The organism is Streptomyces adelaidensis (assembly GCF_016598475.1).
Lineage (GTDB): Bacteria > Actinomycetota > Actinomycetes > Streptomycetales > Streptomycetaceae > Streptomyces > Streptomyces adelaidensis.
The window spans coordinates 1-26,939 of the sequence record NZ_JAEMUX010000054.1; the positions used below are offsets into that span (position 1 = coordinate 1).

The 26,939-nt window shown below is 69.7% G+C and carries 21 protein-coding genes and 7 pseudogenes; 11 read left to right on the plus strand and 17 right to left on the minus strand.

The genetic code is table 11. The features are described 5' to 3' along the window. Positions 1-406: 406 nt before the first annotated feature. The 12 genes and pseudogenes from eccD to I8N67_RS27060 form a co-directional block, all read right to left on the minus strand. On the minus strand, positions 407-1,780 hold the full coding sequence (eccD, locus tag I8N67_RS27005) for a type VII secretion integral membrane protein EccD (protein WP_234046356.1): 1,374 nt from the start codon (positions 1,778-1,780) through the stop codon (positions 407-409). Between the two features lie 31 nt (positions 1,781-1,811). Beyond that, entirely contained in the window at positions 1,812-2,141 is a 330-nt protein-coding gene (locus I8N67_RS27010) for a hypothetical protein (protein WP_200306456.1), read from the minus strand. A 27-nt stretch (positions 2,142-2,168) separates the two neighbouring features. Continuing rightward, complete coding sequence (locus I8N67_RS27015) at positions 2,169-2,480, minus strand: pore-forming ESAT-6 family protein (protein WP_200306458.1); 312 nt, start codon at positions 2,478-2,480, stop codon at positions 2,169-2,171. A 47-nt stretch (positions 2,481-2,527) separates the two neighbouring features. After that, positions 2,528-2,860 (minus strand): hypothetical protein, encoded by a 333-nt coding sequence (locus I8N67_RS27020; RefSeq protein WP_200306460.1) that lies wholly within the window; start codon positions 2,858-2,860, stop codon positions 2,528-2,530. Between the two features lie 347 nt (positions 2,861-3,207). Next, positions 3,208-3,597, minus strand: a complete 390-nt coding sequence (rbsD, locus tag I8N67_RS27025; protein WP_200306468.1) for a D-ribose pyranase — start codon at positions 3,595-3,597, stop codon at positions 3,208-3,210. Continuing rightward, complete coding sequence (locus I8N67_RS27030; RefSeq protein ID WP_200306470.1) at positions 3,594-4,493, minus strand: ribokinase; 900 nt, start codon at positions 4,491-4,493, stop codon at positions 3,594-3,596. The genes rbsD and I8N67_RS27030 overlap by 4 nt, the downstream gene beginning before the upstream one ends. Before the next feature lie 103 nt (positions 4,494-4,596). Beyond that, complete coding sequence (locus I8N67_RS42940; protein ID WP_234046357.1) at positions 4,597-6,390, minus strand: LacI family DNA-binding transcriptional regulator; 1,794 nt, start codon at positions 6,388-6,390, stop codon at positions 4,597-4,599. A 189-nt stretch (positions 6,391-6,579) separates the two neighbouring features. Continuing rightward, positions 6,580-7,377, minus strand: a pseudogene (locus tag I8N67_RS27045) (methyltransferase domain-containing protein); the annotation flags it as partial. Further along, positions 7,376-7,576 (minus strand): annotated as a pseudogene (locus I8N67_RS27050) (helix-turn-helix domain-containing protein); the annotation flags it as partial. The pseudogenes I8N67_RS27045 and I8N67_RS27050, both read right to left, overlap by 2 nt. Before the next feature lie 13 nt (positions 7,577-7,589). After that, the gene (locus tag I8N67_RS27055) at positions 7,590-8,108 is read right to left on the minus strand and encodes a DUF6879 family protein (protein WP_200306472.1); all 519 of its coding nucleotides are present in this window, start codon (positions 8,106-8,108) and stop codon (positions 7,590-7,592) included. Further along, positions 8,089-8,353 (minus strand): annotated as a pseudogene (locus I8N67_RS42945) (hypothetical protein). The gene I8N67_RS27055 and the pseudogene I8N67_RS42945 overlap by 20 nt, the downstream one beginning before the upstream one ends. Positions 8,354-8,449: 96 nt before the next feature. After that, positions 8,450-8,854: pseudogene (locus tag I8N67_RS27060) on the minus strand (ATP-binding protein). A gap of 180 nt (positions 8,855-9,034) precedes the next feature. Between I8N67_RS27060 and I8N67_RS27065 the strand changes: the two are divergent. The 3 genes and pseudogenes from I8N67_RS27065 to I8N67_RS27075 all read left to right on the plus strand — a co-directional run bounded on the left by I8N67_RS27065 (position 9,035) and on the right by I8N67_RS27075 (position 11,045). Next, positions 9,035-9,871, plus strand: coding sequence for a helix-turn-helix domain-containing protein (locus tag I8N67_RS27065; protein WP_200306474.1), 837 nt, complete (start codon positions 9,035-9,037; stop codon positions 9,869-9,871). Positions 9,872-9,879: 8 nt separating this feature from the next. Beyond that, positions 9,880-10,047 (plus strand): annotated as a pseudogene (locus I8N67_RS42950) (DUF397 domain-containing protein); the annotation flags it as partial. 674 nt (positions 10,048-10,721) lie between these two features. Beyond that, on the plus strand, positions 10,722-11,045 hold the full coding sequence (locus I8N67_RS27075; protein WP_200306478.1) for a helix-turn-helix domain-containing protein: 324 nt from the start codon (positions 10,722-10,724) through the stop codon (positions 11,043-11,045). A gap of 263 nt (positions 11,046-11,308) precedes the next feature. On the opposite strand, the gene I8N67_RS27080 is transcribed toward I8N67_RS27075, so the two are convergent. Then, a complete protein-coding gene (locus tag I8N67_RS27080) occupies positions 11,309-11,584 on the minus strand; it encodes an RICIN domain-containing protein (RefSeq protein WP_234046358.1) in 276 nt (91 codons plus the stop codon). 220 nt (positions 11,585-11,804) lie between these two features. Between I8N67_RS27080 and recD2 the strand changes: the two genes are divergently transcribed. Further along, complete coding sequence (gene recD2 / locus I8N67_RS27085) at positions 11,805-14,075, plus strand: SF1B family DNA helicase RecD2 (protein WP_200306480.1); 2,271 nt, start codon at positions 11,805-11,807, stop codon at positions 14,073-14,075. Between the two features lie 259 nt (positions 14,076-14,334). Then, positions 14,335-15,624 (plus strand): citrate synthase, encoded by a 1,290-nt coding sequence (locus tag I8N67_RS27090; RefSeq protein WP_200306488.1) that lies wholly within the window; start codon positions 14,335-14,337, stop codon positions 15,622-15,624. Between the two features lie 646 nt (positions 15,625-16,270). On the opposite strand, the gene I8N67_RS27095 is transcribed toward I8N67_RS27090, so the two are convergent. Further along, a complete protein-coding gene (locus tag I8N67_RS27095) occupies positions 16,271-18,574 on the minus strand; it encodes a heavy metal translocating P-type ATPase (RefSeq protein ID WP_200306490.1) in 2,304 nt (767 codons plus the stop codon). 64 nt (positions 18,575-18,638) lie between these two features. Further along, positions 18,639-18,878 carry a heavy-metal-associated domain-containing protein gene (locus I8N67_RS27100; RefSeq protein WP_200306492.1) on the minus strand — a complete coding sequence of 80 codons (240 nt, stop codon included), beginning with the start codon at positions 18,876-18,878 and terminating at the stop codon, positions 18,639-18,641. 411 nt (positions 18,879-19,289) lie between these two features. Between I8N67_RS27100 and I8N67_RS27105 the strand changes: the two are divergent. Both I8N67_RS27105 and I8N67_RS27110 read left to right on the plus strand, forming a co-directional pair. Continuing rightward, positions 19,290-20,174: pseudogene (locus tag I8N67_RS27105) on the plus strand (transposase); the annotation flags it as partial. Between the two features lie 82 nt (positions 20,175-20,256). Next, a pseudogene (locus tag I8N67_RS27110) lies at positions 20,257-20,403 on the plus strand (alcohol dehydrogenase); the annotation flags it as partial. A gap of 110 nt (positions 20,404-20,513) precedes the next feature. Here I8N67_RS27110 and I8N67_RS27115 read toward each other — a convergent pair. Further along, on the minus strand, positions 20,514-20,714 hold the full coding sequence (locus I8N67_RS27115) for a helix-turn-helix transcriptional regulator (RefSeq protein ID WP_200306494.1): 201 nt from the start codon (positions 20,712-20,714) through the stop codon (positions 20,514-20,516). 364 nt (positions 20,715-21,078) lie between these two features. Beyond that, on the minus strand, positions 21,079-21,996 hold the full coding sequence (locus I8N67_RS27120) for a sugar phosphate isomerase/epimerase family protein (RefSeq protein ID WP_200306496.1): 918 nt from the start codon (positions 21,994-21,996) through the stop codon (positions 21,079-21,081). A gap of 194 nt (positions 21,997-22,190) precedes the next feature. On the opposite strand from I8N67_RS27120, the gene iolC reads away from it, so the two are divergent. From iolC to iolD, 4 genes are all read left to right on the plus strand, one after another. After that, complete coding sequence (gene iolC, locus I8N67_RS27125; RefSeq protein ID WP_200306498.1) at positions 22,191-23,141, plus strand: 5-dehydro-2-deoxygluconokinase; 951 nt, start codon at positions 22,191-22,193, stop codon at positions 23,139-23,141. Positions 23,142-23,299: 158 nt separating this feature from the next. Continuing rightward, positions 23,300-24,178 (plus strand): Cgl0159 family (beta/alpha)8-fold protein, encoded by an 879-nt coding sequence (locus I8N67_RS27130; RefSeq protein ID WP_200306561.1) that lies wholly within the window; start codon positions 23,300-23,302, stop codon positions 24,176-24,178. A gap of 8 nt (positions 24,179-24,186) precedes the next feature. Continuing rightward, on the plus strand, positions 24,187-25,044 hold the full coding sequence (gene iolB / locus I8N67_RS27135) for a 5-deoxy-glucuronate isomerase (protein WP_200306500.1): 858 nt from the start codon (positions 24,187-24,189) through the stop codon (positions 25,042-25,044). Then, on the plus strand, positions 25,041-26,936 hold the full coding sequence (gene iolD / locus I8N67_RS27140; protein WP_200306502.1) for a 3D-(3,5/4)-trihydroxycyclohexane-1,2-dione acylhydrolase (decyclizing): 1,896 nt from the start codon (positions 25,041-25,043) through the stop codon (positions 26,934-26,936). The genes iolB and iolD overlap by 4 nt, the downstream gene beginning before the upstream one ends. The last annotated feature ends 3 nt before the right edge of the window (positions 26,937-26,939 follow it).

The following is a 26,939-nucleotide window of genomic DNA, read 5'->3' on the forward strand; positions in this document are numbered from 1 at the left end:
GGGCGGCGGCACGGCAGACCGCACCGCCTGCCGCGCAACGGGCTCCGGCACCGGCCGTACGGGCCGGTCATCCCCGGCGGTCTCCCCTGGGGGACCCGCCGGTTCCGCAGGCCCCGCGGACCCTGCCGTTTCCGAAGGTTCCGACGGCACCGACCGCACCAGCCGCAGCGTCGGCTCCGCCCGCCGGGCAGGCGCTCCAGGCGCCCCCGCCACACCGGACGTACCGGACGCACCCACCGCCGGACCAGCCGCTCCACCCGCACCAGCACCCGCACCAGCACCGGCCCCGGCACCAGCCCCGGGTCCATGACTCCCCCCGTCGGCGGAGCCAACCCCCTCCTGCCCCAGCTCGCGCAGCACATCCCGCTGCCAGTCCCCTGCCTGCGTCATGTGCGGCCCCCAGCTCCTAAGCGAAGGTGTCGAGCAGTCGTCCGTACACACCGAACACCCCGATGAGCAGCGGGAGCAGGGCGATGACGCCGATCGTTTCGAGGGTGTCGCCGAGGCGCCGGAGCCGTACGCGTACGTGCTCGGCGGGCTGTACCGCGAGCACCAGCAGCGGCAGGACGGCGAGCAGGACGAGGACGGCGAGCGGACCGGCGGCCTCGCCGGAGTGCTCCAGCCAGACCGAGACCAGCCGTACGGCGAGCGTCGCGGCCGCGCCGAGCAGCACCACGACCTCGGCGACCAGCGGGAAGGCCCGCGCGCGCAGGGCGAGGACGACCATGGTGACCACGGCCAGCAGGACCGTCCACTGGGTGGGCGCGCGCAGGGCGAACACCCCGGCCGTGGCGGCCGAGACGGCCGTCGTGACCGTGGCGAGGACGAGCCCCCGGTGGGTGGCGGCGAGGGCCGCCGAGACCTGGTGGCGGCTCACCGAGGTACCGCCGGAGCGCCGGTCGTCGAGGCCGGAGAGGCCCGACGCCATCAGCGCCAGCCGGGGCAGCAACCCGAGGACGATCACGGAGACCACCGCGAGCACGGCCCCCACCTCGGCCTGCTCGCCCACCGTCGACGACAGCCCGCCCGACACGAACGCGGCGACCGCCAGCCAGCACACCACGGCCCCGGCCAGCGCCCCGGCCCCGACCAGCCCACCGCGCCCGAGCGGGGTGAACAGGCCGAGCAGTACGAGGGTGACGATCCCGGCGGCGGCCATGGCCGCGACCTGCGGCGTACCGGTCCAACTCCGCGCCGCGGCCAGCGCCGAGGCGCCGAGCAGCCCCAGCGCACCGGCCGTCGTGATGAGCGTCGTCGCCAGCCCGCGCTTCCCGGCCCGCCCCAGCAGCGCGCCCGCGAGGGCGGCCACGACGGCGACGCCGAGCAGCGCCCCGGCGACGGTTCCGGGCTCGTACGCGGCGCGCGCGAACGACCCGGCGGCCAGGGCCCAGCCCACCGTGGCGATCCCGGCGGTGGCCCGGCGCGTGGCCGGCCGCCAGCGCCAGCCACGGGCGTCGAGGTCCTCGGCCGCCTCGTCCGTGACGTCGTGCACGACGGGTGCCGACGGCGCGTCCTCGGCCCGTACGAGCCGCAGTACGGCGCCGTCGGGGATAGCGGCGGACTCCAGCGTGCTGTCGTGGGCCAGCGCGGAACCGTCCGCGGTGACCAGATGCCGCAGCTCGGGCTGCCCGCCGACCCGGTCGTCGAGCAGCCGCATGACCTCGGGCAGCAGCAGTCCGACCGGCTCGCGCGACGGCAGCACGAGATCCACGCGCCGCCGCTCGCCCACCAGCGTGACCCGGCTGAGCGCCGTACGCACACCGTCCGTGGCTTGTCCCAAGGCCCCCGTAGACATCACGCGATCGAACCTATCATCGGCTAGAAGTGCTGGTCGGAGCCGTGGAAACGGCCGGGGAAGGCGTGCCGGAGGGAGTCACCGAGGGCGTGGCGGAAGGAGTACCTGACGGCTGTACCGAACTCCCGTACGGGCTCTTGCCGATGATGCGGTTCGACACGAAGGACCACCCCACACATCCCGCGCACAGCACCGCCGCGATGACGATGCCGACGAACACCTTCCCGACCCGCTCGTCCGCCGAGCGGCGCTGCCGCTGCGCCCCGAACAGCAGGGCGTCCCGCAGCCGTCGGCGCCGCACCGACACCGACTCCAGCAACTGGCTGTCGTAATCCTGCGCTGCCACGGCTACGGGACCTCGATCACTTCGGCGTCAGCCGATCTGGTCGACCGCCGCGCGGGCCTTGGCCAGCGTGGACTGCGCGGTGCCGTCGTTCTGTTCCAGCGTGGTGCGCACCAGGCGGATGATCTCGCGGACCTCGCCCGCGGCCTTCTTCCAGCGCTCTTCCTTGCCGTGGTAGTCGTCGGAGACGCCGTCGGCCTGGAACTCGGTCATCGCGGCCTTGACGGCGGCGTCGCGGTCGCCGAGCACCCGCTCCAACTGCCCCACGATCGTGCCGAGCGCGGTCTGCACCTCACCCGAGGCGCCGGTGTCGTACGAACGGCGGTCCTGATTCTGACCCATGGTTTCCTTCCCCCTTGTCCGGCTGTGCGGCTGTGCGGCTGTGCGGCTTATCGGGCGCCGAAGCGGGCCGCGTCGAAGTTGGCCAGGCCCATGTTCTGGTTGGCGTTGTCCTGGGACTCCACGTCACCCGTGCCGAACGCGTTGTCCATGCCCGACTGACCGCCCAGGATCGCGGCGAGCGAGCCGTTGAGGTCCGCGGTGATCTCGTCCGCGCGGTTCTTGAACGAGTCGAACGCGGCCTTGCCCGAGCCGTTGAACTTGCCCTCCAAGGGCTCCGCCGCGCTGATCAGCAGCTGGATCAGAGTCCCCAGGTCGTCACCCGATCCGACCGTGCTCTTCCCGAGCTCAGCCAGAGTCGTCGACCCCATGTCGAACTTCACGTCGTGTCCACCCCCGTGTGTCTGGGTCACCTACGTCCCGGACATGCTCTCCCACAACGCGTTGCACCCGCAACGCACTTGCTCGCGAAGTGACATGATCGGGACACAACCCGGACAAAAAAACATCTCCGGAATCACCGGAATCACCTTCGAAAAAATCTCCGGAGCCCGTGCAACCCTTCCGCCAACTCGCGGGTCGTACTTGGCATCAGGACTTCTCGGAGGGGGATCTGGGGGGATCGTGGGGGTTCTGATACGGAGGGGAAAGCCGAGGGGCCCGGTCCACTGAACCGGGCCCCTCGAAACGTCCCGGGTACGGGGGCGCTCCTGCTGGAAGAACACTCCCGCTAGAAGAACACCCCACACCGCAGCAGCACATTCGCGTACGGCCGCGCCTCCCCGGTCCGTACGACCAGCCGCGCCCCCGCCGACAGCTCCTTCAGCTTCTCGTGGGAGACCAGCTCCAGCTCGGGGAACCGGTCCTCCAGCAGAACGGTCGCGTCGAGATTCGCCTCACGGACCTCGTGCGCGGCGGTCGCGCCCTCGACCACGATCTCGTCGAGCAGCCCGTCCAGCACCTCCGCGAAGGACGGCACCCCGGCCCGGAAGGCGAGGTCGACCACGCGCGGCCCGTCCGGTACGGGCTTGCCCGCGTCGCACACCAGCACCCCGTGCCCGTGCCCCAACTCGGCGATGGCACCCGCGAGATGGCGGTTGAGTATCCCGGCCCGCTTCACAGCGCCGCGACCTCCTCGGCGGTCGGGAAGGACACCTGTGCCCCGGCCCTGGTGACGGCGGCGGCCCCCACCCGGGCCGCGTACGCGGCGGCCTCGGCCGGCTCCGCGCCCGCGCCCAGCCGCCACGCCAGCGCCGCGGTGAACGCGTCCCCGGCCCCCGTGGTGTCCACGGCGTCCACCTTCACGGCCGGCACCCGCGCACTGCCCTCGGCGGTCGCGACCAGCGCGCCCTGCGCGCCCAGCGTGACGACCACCGAACGCGGTCCGAGCGCCAGCAGCGCCCGCGCCCAGTCTTCCGGCGAACCCGCCAGCTCGCCCCCGGCGATGACCTTCGCCTCGTGCTCGTTGACGATCAGCGGATCACAGGCGGCCAGCACCTCCCCGGGCAACTCCCGAGGCGGCGACGGGTTCAGTACGAAACGGACACCCTCCGGCAACCGCCGTACGACCTCCACCACCGTCTCCAACGGGATCTCCAGCTGCGCCGAGACCACCCGCGAGGCCCGCAGCAGCGGGTCCGCCGCCCGGACGTCCTCGGGGGCCAGTTTCCCGTTGGCGCCGGGTGACACCACGATGCTGTTGTCGCCCGACGGGTCCACCGTGATCAACGCGACCCCGGTGGGCGCCCCGCCGACCAGCACGCCCGCCGTGTCGACCCCGGCCGCTCGCTGCGAGTCGAGCAGCAGCCGCCCGTGTCCGTCGTCGCCGACCCGCGCCAGCAGCGCCGTACGCGCCCCGAGCCGGGCCGCCGCCACCGCCTGATTGGCGCCCTTGCCGCCCGGGTGCACGGCCAGATCCGAACCGAGCACGGTCTCCCCGGCCCCCGGCCGCCGCTCGACACCGATGACCAGGTCGGCGTTGGCCGATCCCACGACCAGGAGGTCGTAGTCGTACATGAATTCTCCCTGTGGCAGGTGGGTTGGTGGCAGGTGAGCCGGAGCTGCTCTCAGCCGTCGTTCGGCATCCGTCGATCAGTCGTCGTTCATCGCTCGTCGTCCGTCAGCCGCTGAACTCGGCCACGTTCTCTTTCGTGACCACCTTCACCGGCACCATCACCGACTTCTCGACCTTCTCACCGTCGGCGGCCTTGACCGCGTTGCGCACGGCGATCCTGCCGAGTTCGGCCGGCTGCTGCGCGACCGACGCGTACAGCGTGCCCGCCTCGACGGCCTTGAGCCCGTCGGCGGTGCCGTCGAACCCGATGACCTGGACGGACTTGCCGGCCTTGGCGCCGAGGGCCTTGATCGCGCCGAGGGCCATCTCGTCGTTCTCCGCGAAGACGCCGTCGACGTCGGGGTTGGCCTGGAGAAGGTTCGTCATGACGTCGAGGCCCTTGGTGCGGTCCCAGTCGGCGGGCTGCCTGGCGAGGACCTTGATGCCCGGGTAGGCCTTCAGGCCCTCGGTGAAGCCGGCGCCGCGCTCGCGGCTGGCGGAGGTGCCCGCCTGGCCCTGGAGGATGACGATCTCGCCCTTACCGCCCAGCTTCTCGGCGAGCGACTCGGCGGCGAGCTTGCCGCCGCTGACGTTGTCGGAGGCGACGAGCGCGGTGGTGTCCGCGCCGTTGACCGCGCGGTCAACGGCCACCAGCGGGATGTCCGCCTTGTTCACGGCCTTCGCCGCCGGGGTCACCGCGTCGGAGTCCACCGGGTTGACGATGATCGTGCCGAGTCCCTCGCTGGTGAAGTTCTGCAGCTGGTTGGCCTGCTGCGAGGCGTCGTTCTGCGCGTCGGTGACGGACAGGTCCACGCCCAGTTTCTTCGCCTCGTCCTGCGATTGCGGTGGCGTCTGTTGAGGTGGTGGCTCACCGCACGACCGGCGTACGACGAGCCGCGCGGGAAGCGCGTCGGGCTCGGCCAGGGGCGCCCGCCCCTCGATGCGGTCGACCAGCACCCGTACGGCGGCCCGCCCCAACTCGCCCGTCGGCTGGGCGATCGCGGTGATCGGCGGATCGGTGTGCACGAACCACGGGATGTCGTCGAAGGCCGCCAGCCCGATGTCCTCGGGAACCCGCAGCCCACGCGCGCGGACGGCGTCCAGCGCGCCGAGCGCCATCAGGTTGTCGGCAGCGAAGACGACCTCGGGCGGCTCGGGCAGGTCGAGGAACCCTTCGGTCACCCGACGCCCGCTCTCGGCCTGGAAGTCGCCCTGCCCTATGTACGCGTCCGGCAACGCCAGCCCGTGCTCGCCCAGCGCCTCCCGGAACGCCTCGACCCGCTCCCGCCCGGTCGTGGTCGCCGCCGGCCCCGCGATGATCGCGAGCCGGCGGTGCCCGAGCCCGTACAGATGCGCGACAAGATCCCGTACGGCGCCCCGTCCCTCCGCCCGCACCACCGGCACGTCCACACCCGGGATCCACCGGTCCACGAACACCATCGGCGTGCCCGCGCGGGCGGCGTCCAGCATCAGCGGGGAGCCACCGTCGGTCGGCGACACGAGCAGCCCGTCGATCCGCCGGTCGAGCAGATTCCGCACATGGTGATCCTGCAACTCGGGCCGCTCATCGGCGTTCCCGATGATCACGCTGTACCCGAGCGCCCGCGCTTCCTCCTCGACGGCCCGCGCCAGCTCCGTGAAGTACGGGTTCATCACATCGCTGATCACCAGCCCGAGGGTGTGGGTCTGGTCGGTGCGCAGGGAGCGCGCGACGGCGTTCGGCCGATATCCCAGCACCGCCACGGCGGCCACCACACGCGCGCGGGCGTCCTCACTCACCGACGGATGATCGTTCAGCACCCGCGACACCGTGGCGACGGACACCCCGGCCTCGGCAGCGACATCCTTGATGCCGGCCATCGCCGCTCCACCTCCTCGTGGGACCAATGGAACTCTTGGAATCGATTACATCGACGTGTACGGAGGATTGGAATCGATTACACGGAGGCGAGGCAAGGGGGTGGCAGTGGCTGAAATCGAATCGTGACCGAGGAATCGTGGCTGGGATGTGCGGTCCCACGAGCTCCAGACGCTCAGCGGGGGACATGGGTGGTTCCAGCGGAGGGCTGGTTGGTCGCCGATCCAGTAGCCGTGCGCCGTGGGAGTGACTTCCATGCGAACGGAGGTGATGTCAGGTTCGCCGGCATTCCGCCAAGCGGTGACCGCGCTTTCGATGGCGTCCCAGATGAGGACCGGCCCTCCCTGCCGGACGTTCCACTCGTCCCCGTCAACGGTGAGGGCGGCGAACGCCTCACGGCTGGTGTCGAACAGGTAGACCGTCTCCCTGCTGCCGCCGACGGCTCGTACGAGCTGGGCGGCAGGTGCTGCGAGCTGGGCCAGGAAGGCGGGCATCCAGTCGTTGAGGACATCGGGGTGGAGACTGGTCCGCCGCTCGGTGTCGGCGTAGGCGGCGCGGGCGGAGAGGTCACCGGAGAACGGGACGGCCGCTTCCGCTCGGGCGGGCTTGAACGAGGTTCGGTCGATGATCCGGCCCTCTACGGTGCCGTCGTCCTTGACTGTGAGTTTCGCCAGGCCGGTGCCATAGGACCAGGCGCTGGGGCCCACTGTGGCGAGGATGATTCCGCCGGGCTTGGTCTGCCTGACCCAGGCGTACGGGATGCGGCGGAGGGCGCAGGTGGCGATGGTTCGGTCCTACGGGGCCCGGCGGGGGTGTCCGACGAGGCCGTCCCCGGTGACCGTCCAAGTGGAGTACCCCGCCTCCTCCAGGGCCTCGTCCGCCCGCTGCGATACGGCGGGGTCCACTTCCACGCTGGTGACGTTGTCCTCTCCCAGGCGGTGGCACATCAGGCCCGTGGAGTAGCCGGTGCCGGTTCCGATTTCCAGGACATGCCCGGCACCAGGCGCGGATGTCGTCAGCGGATGGTGAGGTCTTCGCGGTCGAGATCCGAGAGACCTTGGACGGGTGCCAACCGCATGCCTGGGCGAGTTGTCTGCCGTCCAACCCGGCGTCCTTGCATATCTCCCGAAGTCGATCGGCAAGGACTTGCCGGGCCGCATGAACGCTTGAAGATCCTGATGTCGCCATGGTGCGGTCCCGGTCAGCCCGGCGTGTACTCCTCGTGCGGTGTAGCGCGCTCCCAGACTGCTTCGAATGCTGAACTGACCAGTTCCACAGTCGCCCGTTCGGTGCACCATTCCCGGTCCACCACCTCCCCGACTCCGGAGAAGTAGGTGAACAACACCGATGACTCGTCGAACATCCACAGGTCGGTGCCGGGTAGCGCAATGTCGGCTGCCTTGCGTCGTGGCAGCCAGCGGACCGACTCACCCGCCGCGATATTGGCGAACGTGAGGTCATGCTCGAACCGGATGTAATCCGTGACCGGCTCCGACACGATTCGGGCCCGCCTCATCGCGACGCCGCGAGCCGTGGTCTCGGCCACCAGGTCGCGCCAGGGCCACCACCAGTCAGGCAGCTTCGCGAAGTCCTGGTCGTACTGATGTCCTGCGCGCCACCGGGCGAACTCCGGATCATCCGGCGTGTAGATGTCGCGCATTTCCAAGTGAACGGCGGAGTGTTGCGCTTTGGTGATTCCTTCACGTACGGGGTACTTCACCGAGGCAGTCCTCCGGTTGCGGGACGTACTTCAGCATCACGGCCGGAAGTCGGATGATCGTCTCGTGATCCGGTACGTCCGTCGAGTGGCCAGGGACGGAGCCGATCTCCTGGCACGCCTTCACCTCTTCCTCAGTGGCCTTGGTAGGACTGGATCAGAAGATCCCCGGTGCCCTCATCGAGCCAGATGGTCGGCGAGTCGTCAACGGGCGTGTTCGGGATGATCCCAAGGAAACGTAGCCGCACACCTTCTCCGTGCGTCGACACGATTGCGTCCGATTGCATGACCTTCACCTTGGTGATGGAGCGTGTCAAGGGGCCCTCGCTGTAGGGAACTTGGCCCTACGCCGCCACCAGCTCGCACCACACGTACTTGCCCGGACTGCCGAATCTGGCCGACGGCATTCAGCCCCAGTACTTCGTGCAGGCCACGACGAGACCCAGCCCCCGTCCGTCCTCCTGCTCACCCACCCGCTCCAACGGCTGCGGCGGTCGCGGCGGTTCGGGATCGGCGTCCCACGCCCCGATCCACACCGTGCCCTCCACCGACCGCCGCACCCGGAGCGCGGCGGGCCCCTTCGTGTGCCGTACGGCATTGGAAACCAGCTCGGTCGCGAGCAACTCCGCGGTGTCCACGAGGCCGATGAGGCCGTGCATGGTGAGGATCAGGCGCAGGGTGCGGCGGCAGATGGTGACCGCTCTGGGGTCGTTGGGGATCTGGAGGGTGTAGTCCCAGGTTTCGGGCATGGGGCATCAACTCCGGTGAGTGAGGGGGGTTTCGGGCACGGTGGCATTGCCGACGCCGTCGTGGCAGGACGGGACGGTGCGCTTCCGTAGCGTGTCCGTTGCGTCACCGACGGTATGGGTAACCTGTAACCCGAATCAAGTCGGTCGCGTGATCCGGCCCCGAAAGATGGAGAGCAACGCATGGTCCAGAGGCGCGAACCAACGGCTCGTCAGGTACGCCTGGGCATCGAACTGCGCAGGCTCCGCGAGGCCGCCGGCCTGACGGCCATCCAGTCGGCGGCGCTTCTCGGGGCGAACAGAGTGCAGATCAGCCATATCGAGCTGGGGCTCATCGGGGTGAGTGAGGAGCGACTGCGTCGACTCGCGTCCCATTACGCCTGTACGGACGTGGAGTTCATTGAAGCGCTGGTCGCGATGGCTGCGGACAGGACGCAGGGTTGGTGGGAGGAGTACCGGCGACTGTTGCCCACACCCTTCCTGGATCTCGCCGAGTTGGAACACCATGCCGAGTTCCTGTGGGAAGTGGCGATCCTGTACGTCCCGGGCATGCTTCAGACGGAGGGCTACGCCCGCGCGGTGTTCTCCTCCAGAGTGCCCGAACTCACGGACAAAGAGCTTGAGTTGCGCGTCCGCCATCGAATGGGGCGCCAGCGGATCGCGATCCCGTACGAGTTGGTGATCCACGAGGCGGCCTTGCGTATCAGGGTCGGCGATCGCGCCGCCTCCCGGGCTCAACTTGCCAAGCTTCTCGATCACTCCGATGCTGACCACGTCACCGTGCGCGTCATCCCCTTCGATCTGGATGGCTTCGCCCGAGCCGCCAGCACCATGACGTACGCGGGTGGCGCTGTGCCCAAACTCGACACGGTGGTGCGAGACGTGCCCACCGGTTCGGCATTCATCGACTCCGAAGCGCAACTCAACGCCTTTCGAACGCGCTTCCGTAAAGTGGAAGCCGTATCGCTCGACCCCGAACGGTCGCGTGACTTCATCAACCGGCTGGCGAAAGAGCTGTGAGGTGTCTTATGCATAACTGGCGGAAGTCGTCCTACTCGGGCCCGGACGACGGCAACGCCTGCGTGGAGATAGCCACCACCCCCACCCACATAGCCGTCCGCGACTCCAAAACCCCTGCCGACCGCACCCTCACCTTCCCCACCCCCGCCTTCGCCGCCTTCCTTGAAGCCCTGAAGGCGCACCCCGTCGCTGATCCGCCACCCTTGTCGTACCTCACCGGTACCGTCGGATCATGGCTCAACATGCGGGACCCCCGGGGCGAACGGCGACTCGCCGTGCTCGAAGGCGTGAAGGTTTAAACATCGGGATACGTCGAACTCCTGGGCGAGGCCGCGACACCTGAGGAAGCGGCCGCAGTGGCGGTGGCCAACTTGCCGCCGGAGGGTGGCGCGTGACTCCGCCGGCGGGCGGCTGACGCGTCCGCGTGGGTGGGTGACGCTCGGCGATGCGACCCCGGAGGGCGGCGATCGCAACGCCATCGACTTCTGTCTGGTCCGCCGGGCGCCCTGGCCTCGGCCTTCCGGCCCGGGCTCACGAGGCCTCGTACGAGTGAAGTCCCCGGATCCCGTCTCGTGGAAGAGCAGTGGGACGTGTAACTGACCGACGAGGCGGATCAGTGGCTGCACGACCTGGGGAAGTCCGATGCGGACTCGTACGTGCTCGTGAACCAGGCGACGCATCTGGATCCTTGCCTGCCACGGACCTGCTGAGGGTCGTCCACTGGTGGACCGGATCAAGGGATCGGCTTTACACAACCTCAAGGACTGGAACGCCGGTACGGCGAGGCCATTCCGCCGGCCGAGCGTCGGTACGCGGAGTGCGTGGCTGATCGGAAGAGGGAGTTGGAGAAGTGAACGGACACGTCGCGTGGTCGGCGAGCGGGCATCGGGAGCGGGCGGAGGAGTTGGCCGGCGGCCGGGACGCGTTCGTCGAAGGCACCCAGCGCATGCTCGCAGAGGCCCACGCCTGGCGGTTGGCCGACATACGCCAGGAGCGCGGCATCACCCAGGCTCAGGTGGCCGAGCGTATGGGTGTGAGCAAGGGACGGGTCTCGCAGATCGAGAGCGGCCAGGTCTCCGGCACAGACATCGTCGCGAGGTATGTCGAGGCGCTGGGCGGGAGTCTCGTCATGGTGGCGGTCTTCGGTGACGGGGAGCTGCGCAAGGTCGGGTGAGCACTGACGGTTCCGGCCAGGTACTGCTTGTCGTAGTCGCTGGGCAAGCGTCTCTGATCAGCTGAGCGATCCCATGCCGGACGTGGTGTCCGGCGTGGGATCTGCCCACCGTGGAGGAGTGGCGTGGGCGTGCAGGTGGGAGCCCGCCCCCCCAGTGCTGCTCGGTGGTCACGTACGCGAACGCGCCCGCCGCGGCCCCAGGAGCTGGCCGCGGCGGACGTCCGGTCACGAAGTGAACGTGTCGGTCACGAAGGTCACGAAGGTCACGAAGTGAACGGTGTCGAACCGTCCTCCGCGACGATGCTCCACAGATGATCGGCGGTGCCGCTGTCGTCCCACTGCAGGGCCTGGGCCCCGGACGACGTGGACATTCCATCGATGCCGAGCACCAGGCCGCTGTTCTTGTTGACGAGCTTGGCGTAGCCGCCGCCGGCGTCCACCACCGACCACAGGTGGTCGGCCGTGAGGGTGTCGCCGCACAGGGCGGCCGGCGCGCGGCTGTTACGTCTGGGACGGTGACGTGTAGAGGTGTCCTCCATTGGGCACTCATGCGATGGTTCGAAATGTTCGAAATGGCGAAGGTTGTTCGAAATCCCGAGAGACGGCAATGGCAGGGCTCACAGGAAGTCAATAGATAGGGCAAGGGCGACTTAAAGCGCTGTAAGCAGGCGGCGTGCATGCGGTCGGAGGTGCGGACCTGTCCGCACGTGAACCGCACACGTGATCCGCACTGTCGGACCTCGGCGGTACCGTCGGACCATGCCCAATCAGACGGGGGCCCCGCAGCAGCCGGGGACCGGCGAGCGCAACCTGGCCGTACTCGAAGGCGTGCTCGAACGCATCACATACGCGAACGAGGAGAACGGCTACACGGTCGCGCGCGTGGACACCGGCCGGGGCGCCGGCGACCTGCTCACCGTCGTCGGCGCGCTGCTCGGCGCGCAGGCCGGCGAGTCCCTGCGGATGGAGGGCCGCTGGGGCTCGCATCCGCAGTACGGCAAGCAGTTCACGGTCGAGAACTACACGACGCTCCTCCCCGCCACCATCCAGGGCATCCGCCGCTATCTCGGCTCCGGCCTGGTCAAGGGCATCGGCCCGGTCTTCGCCGACCGCATCACCCAGCACTTCGGCCTGGACACCCTCCAGATCATCGAGGAGGAGCCGAAGCGTCTCATCGAGGTCCCCGGCCTCGGCCCCAAGCGCACCAAGAAGATCGCCGACGCCTGGGACGAACAGAAGGCGATCAAGGAGGTCATGCTCTTCCTCCAGACGGTGGGGGTGTCGACGTCCATCGCCGTCCGTATCTACAAGAAGTACGGCGACGCCTCCATCTCCGTCGTCAAGAACCAGCCGTACCGCCTCGCGTCCGACGTCTGGGGCATCGGCTTCCTCACCGCCGACAGGATCGCCCAGTCCGTCGGCATCCCGCACGACAGCCCGGAGCGCGTCAAGGCGGGCCTGCAGTACGCCCTTTCGCAGGCCACCGACCAGGGCAACTGCTACCTCCCCGAGGAGCGGCTGATCGCCGACGCGGTCAAGCTCCTCCAGGTCGACACGGGCCTGGTCATCGAGTGCCTGGCCGAACTCGCCCTGCCGGACGAGGACTCAGGCGACCCCGGCGTCGTACGCGAGAAGGTGCCCGGCCAGGACGGCGGAGACCCGGTCACCGCGATCTACCTGGTCCCCTTCCACCGCGCCGAGCTCTCCCTCTCCGCCCAGCTGCTGCGCCTCCTGCGCACGGACGAGGACCGCATGCCCGGCTTCCATGACGTGGTCTGGGACAAGGCGCTGACGTGGCTCAAGGGGCGTACGGGCGCGGAGTTGGCCCCCGAGCAGGAGGCGGCCGTACGCCTCGCGCTCACCGAGAAGGTGGCCGTGCTGACCGGCGGCCCGGGCTGCGGCAAGTCCTTCACGGTCCGCTCGATCGTGGAGCTGGCCCGCGCCAAGAAGGCGAAGGTCGTGCTCGCCGCCCCCACCGGCCGTGCCGCCAAGCGCCTCGCCGAGCTGACCGGAGCCGACGCCTCCACCGTCCACCGTCTGCTGGAGCTGAAGCCCGGCGGCGACGCGGCCTACGACAGGGAACGCCCCCTGGACGCCGACCTGGTGGTCGTCGACGAGGCCTCCATGCTCGACCTCCTCCTCGCCAACAAGCTGGTGAAGGCGGTGGCTCCGGGGGCGCACATCCTTTTCGTCGGGGACGTCGACCAGTTGCCCAGCGTCGGCGCGGGCGAGGTCCTCCGGGACCTGCTGGCCGACGGCAGCCCCGTCCCGGCCGTCCGTCTCACGAAGGTCTTCCGCCAGGCCCAGCAGTCCGGCGTGGTGACCAACGCGCACCGGATCAACTCCGGGCAGCATCCGGTCACCGAGGGCATGAAGGACTTCTTCCTCTTCGTCGAGGACGACACGGAGGAGGCCGGGCGGCTCACGGTGGACGTGGCGGCCCGTCGTATTCCGGCCAAGTTCGGGCTCGACCCGCGCCGGGACATCCAGGTGCTCGCGCCGATGCACCGGGGCCCGGCCGGCGCGGGCAACCTCAACGGGCTGCTCCAGCAGGCCATCACGCCCGCCCGCCCCGACCTGCCCGAGAAGCGGTTCGGCGGCCGTGTCTTCCGCGTCGGCGACAAGGTCACCCAGATCCGCAACAACTACGACAAGGGCGCGAACGGCGTCTTCAACGGCACCGTCGGCGTGGTCACCGCCCTCGACCCGGTCGACCAGCGACTGACGGTCCTGACGGACGAGGACGAGGAAGTGGCGTACGAGTTCGACGAACTGGACGAGCTGGCGCACGCGTACGCCGTGACGATCCACCGCTCCCAGGGCAGCGAGTACCCGGCCGTGGTGATCCCGGTCACCACCGGGGCGTGGATGATGCTTCAGCGCAATCTGCTCTACACGGCGGTGACCAGGGCGAAGAAGCTGGTTGTCCTCGTCGGCTCCCGCAAGGCGATAGGCCAGGCGGTGCGCACGGTCTCCGCCGGTCGGCGCTGCACGGCCCTCGACTTCCGGCTCGCGCCACGGTCTCTTTGAGGGACACACGGTTCCTGTGCGGACCTCTCGTGAAGAGCCGTCGCCCCGTGAGTGAAATTTGATCGATCAAACGAGTCGTAAAGGTCACACAGCCCTTCCAGATGTCGGACGGAGGGGGCAGGATGAACAAGTTGGCGGCACTCAGTGCCGCCGATAGGCCCGATGGTCGACCCCGAGTGCACTCTCCTGCGCCAACTGGGGGATGGTAGAGACAGTCAGGGCACCTCGAAGAAGAGGCACTACGTCGGTGAGGGATGACGTGAGCGACAACTCTGTAGTACTGCGGTACGGCGACGGCGAGTACACCTACCCGGTGATCGACAGCACCGTCGGCGACAAGGGCTTCGACATCGGGAAGCTCCGGGCCCAGACCGGTCTGGTCACCCTGGACAGCGGTTACGGCAACACCGCCGCCTATAAATCCGCCGTCACCTATCTCGACGGTGAGCAGGGCATCCTTCGGTACCGCGGGTACCCGATCGAGCAGCTGGCCGAGCGCTCCACCTTCCTTGAGGTGGCGTACCTGCTGATCAACGGCGAACTGCCGACCGTTGACGAGCTCTCCACCTTCAGGGGTGAGATCACGCAGCACACCCTGCTGCACGAGGACGTCAAGAACTTCTACCGGGGCTTCCCGCGTGACGCCCACCCGATGGCGATGCTGTCCTCCGTGGTCAGCGCCCTGTCGACGTTCTACCAGGACAGTCACAACCCGTTCGACGAGCGGCAGCGCAACCTCTCCACGATCCGGCTGCTCGCCAAGCTGCCGACCATCGCGGCGTACGCGTACAAGAAGTCGATCGGTCACCCGTTCGTCTACCCGCGCAACGACCTCGGTTACGTCGAGAACTTCCTGCGCATGACCTTCTCGGTCCCGGCCCAGGAGTACGACCTCGACCCGGTCGTCGTCTCGGCGCTCGACAAGCTGCTGATCCTGCACGCGGACCACGAGCAGAACTGTTCGACCTCCACGGTCCGCCTGGTCGGCTCCTCGCAGGCGAACATGTTCGCCTCGATCTCCGCCGGTATCTCCGCGCTCTGGGGCCCGCTGCACGGCGGCGCCAACCAGTCCGTCCTGGAGATGCTCGAAGGCATCAAGGCCAACGGCGGCGATGTCGACTCCTTCATCCGCAAGGTGAAGAACAAGGAGGACGGCGTCCGCCTGATGGGCTTCGGCCACCGGGTGTACAAGTCCTTCGACCCGCGCGCGAAGATCATCAAGGCGGCCGCGCACGACGTCCTCTCGGCCCTCGGCAAGTCCGACGAGCTGCTGGACATCGCCCTGAAGCTGGAGGAGCACGCGCTCTCCGACGACTACTTCGTCTCGCGCAACCTCTACCCGAACGTGGACTTCTACACGGGTCTGATCTACCGCGCCATGGGCTTCCCGACCGAGATGTTCACGGTCCTCTTCGCCCTCGGCCGCCTCCCGGGCTGGATCGCCCAGTGGCACGAGATGATCAAGGAGCCCGGCTCTCGCATCGGCCGCCCGCGCCAGATCTACACGGGCGTCGTCGAGCGCGACTTCGTGCCGGTCGAGTCCCGCTAGCAGGGTCCCGCCGGCCGGGGGCCCGCCAGGGCGCACCGCACACGCTGAACACACTGCAGAGCCCCGTACGGAGAGCCGTCCGTGCGGGGCTTCGTGGTTTCTCGGTACGGCCGCCGCGGGCCGCCTGTGAGCCGCGAGCGCGGCTGCATGCGGGCATTAAGAAGGCGCCCTGCAACGCTGGTCCCCCCACGGGCCGGCGAGCAGGGCGCCTTCCCATGTCCCGGTGCGGATTCCCCCCACGGGATCCGGCCGGGCGTCTGGTGGGCCAGCGCCTGAATCGCTGAGCTGAACGAGCAAAACTCGTCCTACCTGTGTGCGGTCTGCCGGGACGCGTACGTACGGGAGGGCCGCTCAAAGCTCCCCGGTGCACGTGCCCCGGCAACGCAATTCCGGGAACGTCCCCCAAGACATCCCCAGATGTCAGTCACGCCCCCCAAGACGCTTCTGACATCGCCAACTTAGACTCACGAACCCCTTCGATGGTTACGTTCACACTACTGTGATCTGCGTCTCTTGCCGTATGTCCTGAAGATACGCAAGAGGGCAGAAGCGGTGATCGGGACCCCAGCGTAAGGATGATGCGTGAGCCTTGTGAAGAGCTTATGTGAGGCTCGTTCCGGACTCTAGAGGGACTTTTGCCCCACCGTCACGAGAATGTCCTGAGTCGCAAGCTGTTCGTTACCACAAAAACGGACGAAAAGGCCATTGCGGCCCCCGCGATCATCGGGTTGAGCAATCCGGCGGCGGCCAGCGGCAGCGCCGCCACGTTGTATGCGAAGGCCCACACCAGATTTCCCCTGATCGTGGCCAGGGTCCGCCGCGACAGCCGGATCGCGTCGGCGGCCACCCGCAGGTCCCCGCGGACGAGCGTCAGGTCGCCCGCCTCGATCGCCGCGTCCGTCCCCGTGCCCATGGCGAGCCCGAGATCGGCCGTGGCCAGCGCGGCCGCGTCGTTGACCCCGTCCCCGACCATCGCGACCGTGCGGCCCTCGCGCTGGAGCCGCCGTACGACGTCGACCTTGTCCTCGGGCAGCACCTCGGCGATGACGTTCCCGGGGGAGATGCCGACCGCCGCGGCCACGGACCGGGCGACCCGCTCGTTGTCGCCGGTCAGCAGTACCGGGGTGAGCCCGAGCGCCCGCAACCGCCGGACGGCCTCGGCGCTGCTCTCCTTGACCGCGTCGGCGACCGTGACGACACCGAGTGCCACTCCGTCGCGGGCGACCACGACCGCCGTGTGTCCCGCGTTCTCGGCGGCCGCCCTGGCGCTCTCCAGGGCTTCGGGGAGCGGCCCGTCGAGGACGCGGCCCACCTGGACGTCGTGGCCGTCCACACGGCCGCGTACGCCCCGCCCGGGCAGGTTCTCGAAGTGCTCGACGGCGGGCAGGGTGCCGACGCGCTCCTCGGCGCCCGCGGCGATCGCCCGGCCGACGGGGTGTTCGGAGGCGTGTTCGACGGCGCCGGCGAGACGCAGAACGTCCTCCTCGCGGACGTCTTCGGTGGCGTCCTCGGTGACGTACACCTGCTGGAGGGTCATCCGGCCGGTGGTGACGGTGCCGGTCTTGTCCAGGACGACGGTGTCGACGCGGCGGGTGGACTCCAGCATCTCGGGGCCCTTGATGAGGATGCCGAGCTGGGCGCCGCGGCCGGTGCCGACCAGCAGGGCGGTCGGCGTGGCGAGACCGAGCGCGCACGGGCAGGCGATGATCAGGACCGCGACGGCCGCCGTGAAGGCGGCGGTGGTGTCGTCCGTGACGCCGAGCCAGGCGCCGAAGGTGGCGACGGCGACGAGCAGGACCACCGGGACGAACACGGCGGAGATCCGGTCGGCGAGCCGCTGCACCTGAGCCTTGCCGTTCTGCGCGTCCTCCACCAGCCGGGCCATCCGGGCCAGCTGGGTGTCCGCGCCGATCCGGGTCGCCTCGACGACGAGCCGGCCCCCGGCGTTCACGGTCGCGCCCGTGACGGTGTCCCCGACCGTCACGTCCACCGGCACCGACTCGCCGGTCAGCAGGGACGCGTCGACGGCGGAGACGCCCTCGACGACCGTCCCGTCGGTGGCGAACTTCTCCCCGGGGCGTACGACGAAGCGGTCGCCGACGACGAGCCGCCCCACCGGAATCCGCACTTCCCGTCCCTCGCGGAGCACCGAGACGTCCTTGGCGCCCAGCGTCAGCAGCGCCCTGAGCGCGGCGCCGGCGCGGCGCTTGGCACGGGCTTCCAGCCAGCGGCCGAGCAGGATGAACGCGACGACCCCGGCGGCCACTTCGAGATAGATGGTCGACGAGGCCGCCGTACGGGACACGGTGAACGTGAAGCCGTGCCGCATCCCCGGCATGCCCGCGTGCCCCCAGAACAGCGCCCACAGGGACCAGCCGAAGGCGGCCAGCGTGCCGACCGAGACGAGGGTGTCCATCGTGGCCGCGCCGTGCCGGAGGTTGGTGAACGCGGCCCGGTGGAAGGGCAGCCCGCCCCATACGACGACCGGCGCGGCGAGCGTCAGCGAGAGCCACTGCCAGTTGTCGAACTGGAGTGCCGGGATCATGGACATCAGGATCACGGGGGCGGCGAGCAGCGCCGAGACGGCGAGTCGGCGGCGCAGGGCGGCGAGCTCGGGATCGTCCTCCGCCTCCGCCGCCCGCTCCGGCTCCGCGGCGGCCTCCGGGGGTGCCGGGGGCGGTGGCTCCTCGGCGGTGTAGCCCGTCTTCACCACGGTGGCGATCAGCTCGGCGACCGCCACGCGCGCGGGGTAGGTGACCTTCGCCTTCTCCGTCGCGTAGTTCACCGAGGCCGTGACCCCGTCCATGCGGTTGAGCTTCTTCTCGACGCGGGCCGCGCAGGAGGCGCAGGTCATCCCGCCGATGGTCAGCTCGACCTCATGGGCGGGCTCACTTATGCCGCCTACGTCGCCGTTCGGGGGCGCGGGGGCCGCTGCCGTGGTGCTGGTCATGTCCGTGTCCGTGCTCCTGGGGGCGGGCTGGGCGGGCTGGGGTGGTCCGGTGCGGGCCGGTGCCTCAGGCCTTGCCGACCAGCTCGAAGCCCGCCTCGTCGACGGCGGCGCGCACGGCCTCCTCGTCGAGCGGGACGGCCGAGATCACGGTGACCTCGCCGCTGGAGGCGACGGCCTTCACGGAGGAGACACCGGCGAGCTCGGAGATCTCACCCGATACGGCGCCTTCGCAGTGCCCGCAGCTCATGCCGCTCACCTTGTAGACGGCGGTGACGGAGCCCTGGGTGTCGGTCTCGGTGGTCATGTCGTTACTCCTCGTCGGGGCGTGTGGGGTTCGAGTAACCCTTCAGAATGCCCAGCTTATACCCCCTAGGGGTATGAATCCAAGAGTGATGTGGCAGGAGCGACAGGCGCGGTGGGCTGCCTGGGTCGTCAGGGGCGCGGCGGCGGGGTCCGGGAGGGGCTCGCGGGGCCGGTGGGCAGTCTGTCGCCCACCAGCGGCTCCAGGTAGCGGAGCAGGACGTTCTTCAGCGGGATCTTGCGAGGAACCCTGGGGCTGCAGCCCCCGGAGGAATCGCATCCTGAGGTGAGCGGCGCGGAGCGCCGCTGAGTCTTGCCGCGCGGAGCACGGCCGGGAGACAGGCCCCGGAGGGTCCGCTGAGTAGTTCCCGGTGTTCGAATGCCGGTACCGGAGGTACCGGGTAGCGTCACGGGTGTGAAGCTGGTGGTGCAGGTGAAGCTGCTGCCGACGCCCGTACAGGCGGCGGCACTTGAGGCAACCCTGCACGCGTGCAACGAAGCAGCTTCCTGGGCGTCGTCGGTGGCGTTCGAGAAAGACGTGAAGCGGAACTTCGCCCTGCGGGAGCACACCTACGACCAGATCAAGGACCAGTGGGGGCTGGGTGCGCAGGCCGCCCAGCACGTGATCAAGAAAACCTGTGACGCCTACACGACGTTGAAGGCGAACCTGAAGGCCGGGAACCTGGGCAAGCCGTGGTCGAAGCGCTACCGGCGGGCCGCCGAGAAGCCGGTCGTCTTCCGTCCCGGGGGTGCGCAGCCCTATGACGACCGGATGCTGTCCTGGCAGATCCCGGACCGGACCGTGTCGATCTGGACGCTGCACGGCCGGGTGAAGGGCGTGGCGTTCACCGCCTCCCCCGAGCATCTGGCCCGCCTGGCCCTGTACCGCAAGGGCGAGTCGGATCTGCTGCACCGGGACGGCATGTGGTTCCTGAACGCCACCTGCGAGATCCCCGAGGCCGAACCCGACACCGGTACCGAGGGGTTCCTCGGGATCGACCTGGGCATCGTGAACATCGCCACCACCAGCGATGGTCAGATCATGGCCGGACGCCAGCTCAACCGGGGACGCCTGCGCGAACGCGCGTTGCGCCAGAAACTGCAGAAGAAGAACACCCCCTCCGCCAAGCGCCGGCTGAAGAAGCGGCGCCGCAAGGAGGCGCGGCGGGCGAAGGACATCAACCACAAGATCGCGAAACATGTGGTGGCCGAGGCAGAACGCACCGGTCGCGGGATCGGCCTGGAAGACCTGACGGGCATCCGCGAGCGGGTACGGCTTCGCAAGCCCCAACGGGCCACCCACTGCCCGGGAACTTTAGTCCCGGGCAGTTGACCTCCTGGGTGTACGCGTCGCGCCGGCGACCTCGCGGCGCCCAGTACGCCGCGTCGCGGCGGGGGAGTGGGTGGCCGTACCCGGCTGGGGCAAAGTGGGGCTGTCGGCGGTGATGATCGCGGCGGCCGCCGGCGCCCTGGTGATCGCCGTCGACGTTTCCGCCCAGGCCCTGGACCTGGCCCGCAGGGCCGCGGCACGGCCCGCTCACCGGTGAGCACGGGTTTCACGGAAAACTCGTCCGCGCATCCTCGACAGCGGGCGGAGACCGGCGCGAACGAACAAGCGCCGGCCCGGCACCCACCCGCGTCATTCGCCCTTGCGCCCCCGGTTCCCCGGTCTGGAGGCGACCCAGGCGCGGACCGTGTCCGCGTACCAGTAGGGCTTGCCGCCCTCCACCTGGTCGGGCGGCGGCAGCAGCCCGTGTTTGCGGTACGAGCGGACGGTGTCGGGCTGCACACGGATGTGCGCCGCGATGTCCTTGTACGACCAGAGGCGTCGGTCGGTCATCATTGGCACCTCCCCGCGCGCACCACGGCGGCGGCCGGGAAGACCGTCAGAAGAGCCGGGTGACACGCTGGCGATCACAAGCCTGTGTCCCTCGAACGACACACGCCGATCACCAGGAAGCCCCCGTCGCCCACATGTGACCCAAGCCCCGCATACACGTGACACGCGTGACGGAGCGGAGTCTTTTGTGACACGAGCGACGATTCAGGACGCAGTACAAGCAGTACAAGCAGTACAACTCGGGAGCGAGGGCAGCGCCCCCGAAGGGGCGCGGGGAACCGCGCGACAAGCCACGAACCACCCGCGGCCTGCCATCAACCCGCAGTTCCCCGACGCTTGTCAGTCGTCCGGCCCCGCAGGGCGCTCACGCCCCGCAGGACCTCAAGAACGCCCTGGTCCGCTGAGCGATCGGCAGCGGAGCGTCCGGCGCACACGGATACATGTCCTGCTCGACGATCGCGAACAGATCGACGTCGAGCTTCGCGGCAGCGGCCAGCACCGGCCCCAGCTCGGGCACACCCTTCGGGGGCTCGCACATGACGCCCTTCGCGACGGCCGGCCCGAACGGGATCTCGTTCGCGCGGACGTCGGCCAGGATCTCGGGGTCGACCTGCTTGAGGTGCAGATAGCCGATGCGCTCGCCGTACGTCTCGATCAGCTTGACGCTGTCGCCGCCGCAGTAGGCGTAGTGACCGGTGTCGAGGCAGAGGGAGACGACCGAGGAGTCCGTCCCGTCGAGGAAGCGGGCGACGTTCGCCTCGCTGTCGATGTGGGTGTCGGCGTGCGGGTGGACGACGATCTGCAGTCCGTACCGCTCACGCACCTCTCGCCCGAGCCGCTCGGTCAGCTGGGTGAGGTGCCGCCACTGCTCGACGGTCAGCTCGCTGGGCTCCAGCACCTTGCCCGTCTTGTCGTCCCGCCAGAAGGACGGGATGACGACGAGGTGCTTGGCGCCCATGGCCTGGGTGAGGACCGCGTTGTCGGCCACGTGCGCCCAGGTCTTCTCCCAGACATCCGGACCGTGGTGCAGCCCGGTGAAGACCGTGCCGGCGGACACTTTCAGGCCGCGCTTGGCGGTCTCTTCGGTGAGGACCGCCGGGTCCGTCGGCAGATAGCCGTACGGGCCCAGCTCGATCCATTCGTAGCCCGAATCGGCGACCTCGTCGAGGAAGCGCTGCCAGGGCACCTGCTGGGGGTCGTCGGGGAACCAGACGCCCCAGGAGTCCGGCGCCGAGCCGACCCGGATGCGGGAGAGTGAGGACTGAGGTGACAACGACGTCATGGGCGCTAGCTTCGGTCCCGAAGCGGAGGGTGTCAATAGGTAGTCCGAATGTCTGGACAAAGTATTGACAGGGTCGCTCGAACGGGGCTAGACCTTGTGCGTGGCCGGACCCGGGTCACGGGGCCGTAGGGACACGGACCCGCCCCGGTTCGGTCGCGGCGCGGCCGGCGCACAGGAACGCTGAAGGGAAGTCGATGGCGTACGACCTGATCACCATGGGGCGGATCGGTGTGGATCTCTACCCGTTGCAGACGGGGGTCCCGCTGCCGCAGGTGACGTCCTTCGGGAAGTTCCTCGGCGGCTCGGCGGCGAACGTCGCGGTGGCCGCCTCCCGACTCGGCCGCGCCACCGCCGTCGTCACCCGCACGGGCGAGGACCCCTTCGGCGAGTACCTCCACCAGGCGCTGCGCGACTTCGGTGTCGACGACCGCTGGGTCACGCCGGTCGCGGGCCTCCCGACCCCGGTCACCTTCTGCGAGGTCTTCCCGCCGGACGACTTCCCGCTGTACTTCTACCGGCGCCCCAAGGCCCCGGACCTGGAGATCGACGCCCACGAGCTGGACCTCGAAGCCATCGCCGGAACCCGGATCTTCTGGGTGACCGGCACGGGCCTGAGCGAGGAGCCCAGCCGTACGGCGACGCTCGCGGCCCTCGCCCACCGGGCCAAGGCCGGGACGACGGTCTTCGACCTCGACTGGCGTCCCATGTTCTGGACCGATCCGGCCACGGCCCGCCCGTTCTACGAGGAGGCCCTGCGGCACACCACGGTCGCCGTCGGCAACCTGGACGAGGTCGAGGTCGCCACCGGGGTGCGCGAGCCGCACGCCGCCGCCCGCGCCCTCCTGGACGCCGGGGTCGAACTCGCCGTCGTCAAGCAGGGCCCCAAGGGTGTCCTCGCGGTCAACAGCAAGGGTGAGTCGGCGGAGGTCCCGCCGCTCCCCGTGAACGTCCTCAACGGCCTCGGCGCCGGTGACGCCTTCGGCGGCTCCCTCTGCCACGGCCTGCTCGAAGGCTGGGGCCTGGAGCGGATCATGCGGTACGCCAACGCCGCCGGTGCCATCGTCGCCTCGCGCCTGGAGTGCTCCTCCGCGATGCCGACGGTGGACGAGATCGAGGCGGCAGTCGCGGCGGGAGCGGTCCTGTGAACGGCGCTCCTGCGAACGGCGGTCCTGTGAACGGCGCTCCTGTGAACGGCGCTCCTGTGAACGGCGCTCCTGTGAACGGCGCTCCTGTGAACGGCGGTTCTGTGAGCACCACCGAGCCCGGCCGTTCCGGCAACCCCGCCGCCGGCCCCCTCGGCCCGATCGACGTCTCCGCCCTCGTCCGCACCCGGGTCCACCACCCCGAGGCGATCGCCGAGGCCGCCGCCCGCCGCATCCGGCGTCCCCTGATCGGTGACAGCGGCCGGCTGATGATCGTCGCCGCCGACCACCCCGCCCGCGGCGCGCTCTCCGTCGGCGACCGCAAGCTCGCCATGGCGAACCGCGCGGACCTCCTCGAACGACTGTGCCTGGCGCTGTCCCGCCCCGGGGTGGACGGTGTGCTCGCGACCGCCGACATCCTCGACGACCTGCTCCTCCTCGGCGCGCTCGACGGCAAGGTCGTCATGGGCTCGATGAACCGAGGCGGTCTGTCCGGCGCCAGCTTCGAACTCGACGACCGTTTCACCGGCCACCGCCCCGAGGACATGGAGCGCCTCGGCTTCGACGCAGGCAAGCTGCTGCTCCGCATCGACTACGACGACCCGGGCTCGCTCACCACCCTGGAGTCCACCGCGCGCGCCGTCGACGCGATGGCCGAGCGCCGGCTCCCGCTCTTCGTCGAGCCGTTCATCAGCCGCCGCGACCCCGCGACCGGCAAGGTCAAGAACGACCTGAGCGCCGACGCCGTCACCAAGTCGATCGCCATAGCGGCCGGCCTCGGCGGCAGTTCGGCGTACACCTGGCTGAAGGTGCCCGTCACCGACAACCCCGACGACATGGCCCGCGTGATGGAGACCTCCACGCTGCCGGCCGTACTGCTCGGCGGCGATGTCGGCGCGGACCAGGAGGGCGCGTACGAGAAGTGGCGGGGTGCGCTGCGACTGCCCACCGTGCAGGGCCTGGTGGTCGGCCGCTCGTTGCTCTATCCGGCGGACGACGACGTGAGTGCCGCCGTGGACACCGCCGTAGGACTGTTGTGAGGGCCGCGATGACACAGAAGACCGAACTGCACGTACCCAAGGGCACCACCGCGAACGCCCGGTACGTCGTCGACATCGACCCCGAGCGGGCCGGCTGGACCCACAGCAGCCTGCGGATCGTGGAGTTGGAGCCGGGCGGGACGCACGCGTTCACGACCGGGGACAGCGAATGGATCGTGCTGTCCCTCAACGGCGGTTGTACCGTGCGGGTATCGGGCGAATCCGGTGAATCGGGCGGCGAAGCAGGCGCGGAGTTCCAGATCCTGGGCAGGGAGAGCGTGTTCGCCGGAGTCTCCGACTTCGTGTACGCGCCCCGCGACGCCCGGGTACAGATCGCCTCCGGCGCGGGAGGCCGCTTCGCTTTGGCAGGAGCGAAGTGCGAGCGACTACTCCCCGCCCGCTACGGCCCCGCGCCGGAGGTCCCCGTGGAAGACCGGGGCAGCGGCAACTGCGCCCGCCAGGTGCGCAACTTCGCCTCCGCCGACGCCTTCGAGTGCGACAAGCTCATCACCGTCGAGGTCATCACCCCCGGCGGCAACTGGTCCTCGTACCCGCCGCACAAGCACGACGAGAACCGGCCGGGGGAGGAGACCGAGCTCGAAGAGATCTACTACTTCGAGATCGACGGCCCGAACGGCTTCGGCTACCAGCGCGTGTCCCCCTCCCGCGAGGGCGGCTCCGAGGTGCTCGCCGAGGTCCGCTCCGGTGACGCCGTACTCGTGCCCGACGGCTGGCACGGGCCGTCCATCGCGCAGCCCGGCCACAGCATGTACTACCTGAACGTGATGGCAGGCCCGGGCTCCGAGCGGCAGTGGCGGATCTGCTTCCACCCCGCCCACGTCGAAGGCACAGGGGGGTACCGGTGACCGGATCGACCACATCGACCACGCGGCTCACGGTCGCCCAGGCGCTCGTCCGCTTCCTCGCCGCCCAGTACACCGAACGCGACGGCGAGCGGCAGCGGCTGATCGGCGCCACCTGGGGCATCTTCGGCCACGGCAACGTCGCCGGCCTCGGCCAGGCACTGATCGAGTACGCCGACGACATGCCGTACCACCAGGGCCGAAACGAGCAGTCGATGGTCCACGCGGCCGTCGGCTACGCCCGCCAGTCGGGCCGCCTCTCCACGCACGCCGTGACGACGTCGATCGGCCCCGGCGCCACCAACCTCGTCACCGGCGCCGCCCTCGCCACCATCAACCACCTCCCGGTGCTGCTCCTCCCCGGCGACACCTTCGCCACCCGCCCGGCCGACCCGGTCCTCCAGCAGCTCGAAGTGCCGTACGCGGGCGACATCAGCGTCAACGACACGCTCCGCCCGGTGTCGAGGTACTTCGACCGCGTCACCCGACCCGAGGCCCTCATCCCGGCCGCGCTCCAGGCGATGCGGGTCCTCACCGACCCCGTCGAGACGGGTGCGGTCACCCTCGCGCTTCCGCAGGACGTGCAGGCGGAGGCGTACGACTGGCCGGACGAGTTCTTCGCCGAGCGGACCTGGAACGTTCGCCGCCCGGCGGCCGACGTCGCCGAACTGACCGCCGCGATCGGCGCGATCCGCGCGGCCCGCCGCCCGCTGATCGTCGCCGGCGGCGGTGTCCACCACGCCCGCGCCGAGGAGGCGCTCGCCGAACTCGCCGACGCCACCGGCATCCCGGTCGCCTCCACCCAGGCCGGCAAGGGCTCCCTCCGCCACGACCACCCGCAGGACGTCGGCGCGATCGGCCACACCGGCACCGCGACCGCGAACGAACTCGCCCGCACCGCCGACCTGGTGATCGGCGTGGGCACCCGGTACACGGACTTCACCACCGCCTCCGGCACCCTCTTCGCCGCCGACGGGGTCCGCTTCCTCAACCTCAACATCGCGCCCTACGACGGTCACAAGCTCTCCGCGCTGCCGCTGATCGCCGACGCGCGCGCGGGACTCGAAGCGCTCGCCGAGGCCCTCGAACTGCACGGGCACCGGGTCGCGGACGCGTACGTCGCCGAGTACGGAGAGGACAAGCAGCGCTGGGAGCACCGCGTCGACGCCTGCTACGAGGCCGACGAACCGGACACCCGGCCCACCCAGGCCCAGGTGCTCGGCCTCCTCGACGAGATCGTCGACGAGGACGACATCATCATCAACGCGGCCGGCTCCCTCCCCGGTGACCTGCACAAACTGTGGCGGGCGCGGTCGCGGGACCAGTACCACCTGGAGTACGGCTACTCCTGCATGGGGTACGAGATCCCGGCCGCGATCGGTGTCCGGATGGCCGCTCCCGGGCGCCCGGTGTGGGCGCTGGTCGGCGACGGCACGTATCTGATGATGCCGACCGAGATCGTCACGGCGGTGCAGGAGAACGTGCCGATCAAGGTGCTGCTCATCCAGAACCACGGATACGCGTCCATCGGCGGTCTGTCCCAGCAGACCGGCGCCGAGCGGTTCGGCACCGCGTACCGCTTCCGTTCGGACGACGGCACGTTCACGGGCGCCCCGCTGCCCGTGGATCTCGCCGCCAACGCGGCCAGTCTCGGCATGCGCGTCCTGCGCGCCAAGACCGTCCGTGAACTGCGGGCCGCCCTCGCCGAGGCGCGGGCCGCCGACACACCCACATGTGTCTACGTGGAGACCGAAACGGCCGACACAGTGTCGGGCCCGCCTCCCGCGCAGGCCTGGTGGGATGTACCTGTGGCCGAGACCGCGACCCGTTCGTCGGCGGTCAAGGCCCGCGAGGAGTACGACCGGCACGTCTCAACCCGACGCCGCCATCTGTGAGCA

What these genes read in the sequence shown, in the direction of transcription:
- I8N67_RS27015 (WP_200306458.1), bottom strand. Translation starts at nt 2,480, where the DNA reads ATGGGTCAGAATCAGGACCGCCGTTCGTACGACACCGGCGCCTCGGGT.
- I8N67_RS27030 (WP_200306470.1), bottom strand. Translation starts at nt 4,493, where the DNA reads ATGTACGACTACGACCTCCTGGTCGTGGGATCGGCCAACGCCGACCTG.
- I8N67_RS42940 (WP_234046357.1), bottom strand. Translation starts at nt 6,390, where the DNA reads ATGGCCGGCATCAAGGATGTCGCTGCCGAGGCCGGGGTGTCCGTCGCC.
- I8N67_RS27065 (WP_200306474.1), top strand. Translation starts at nt 9,035, where the DNA reads ATGGTCCAGAGGCGCGAACCAACGGCTCGTCAGGTACGCCTGGGCATC.
- I8N67_RS27080 (WP_234046358.1), bottom strand. Translation starts at nt 11,584, where the DNA reads ATGGAGGACACCTCTACACGTCACCGTCCCAGACGTAACAGCCGCGCG.
- recD2 (WP_200306480.1), top strand. Translation starts at nt 11,805, where the DNA reads ATGCCCAATCAGACGGGGGCCCCGCAGCAGCCGGGGACCGGCGAGCGC.
- I8N67_RS27095 (WP_200306490.1), bottom strand. Translation starts at nt 18,574, where the DNA reads ATGACCAGCACCACGGCAGCGGCCCCCGCGCCCCCGAACGGCGACGTA.
- I8N67_RS27100 (WP_200306492.1), bottom strand. Translation starts at nt 18,878, where the DNA reads ATGACCACCGAGACCGACACCCAGGGCTCCGTCACCGCCGTCTACAAG.
- I8N67_RS27115 (WP_200306494.1), bottom strand. Translation starts at nt 20,714, where the DNA reads ATGACCGACCGACGCCTCTGGTCGTACAAGGACATCGCGGCGCACATC.
- I8N67_RS27120 (WP_200306496.1), bottom strand. Translation starts at nt 21,996, where the DNA reads ATGACGTCGTTGTCACCTCAGTCCTCACTCTCCCGCATCCGGGTCGGC.
- iolC (WP_200306498.1), top strand. Translation starts at nt 22,191, where the DNA reads ATGGCGTACGACCTGATCACCATGGGGCGGATCGGTGTGGATCTCTAC.
- iolB (WP_200306500.1), top strand. Translation starts at nt 24,187, where the DNA reads ATGACACAGAAGACCGAACTGCACGTACCCAAGGGCACCACCGCGAAC.